This is a genomic window from Streptomyces sp. P17 (genome assembly GCF_032436805.1).
Lineage (GTDB): Bacteria > Actinomycetota > Actinomycetes > Streptomycetales > Streptomycetaceae > Streptomyces.
In genome coordinates this window covers 1-238 of sequence record NZ_JAVRBF010001455.1, presented here as the reverse complement: position 1 = coordinate 238, position 238 = coordinate 1, and the positions used below count along the sequence as shown (strand labels likewise).

The following is a 238-nucleotide window of genomic DNA, read 5'->3' as shown; positions in this document are numbered from 1 at the left end:
GACCCAGCGGATGTGGCCGGATTGGCCCCACCACGGCATGGTGATCATTCCGGCCAAAACGATCAGGCTGACCATGGCCGCCACGCGGCTGGAACTCGTGTGGCGGATGACGGTGACTTTGACAGTATCGGCTGTTATGGCGCCAGCGCTTTCTGAAAGTGCGGTATTTGCCGTGGTCATGGGATCAGCCTTTGCTCATCAGGCCTTGCGGACGTGTCGCAAGAATGGTCAGGAAAAC

General features: G+C 58.8%; 1 protein-coding gene. It reads right to left on the bottom strand.

Annotated elements, in window-relative coordinates:
* Positions 1–180 (bottom strand): hypothetical protein (locus RMT89_RS45330; protein WP_315889583.1); only part of this gene is annotated, 180 nt, incomplete at its 3' end.
* Between the last annotated feature and the right edge of the window lie 58 nt (positions 181–238).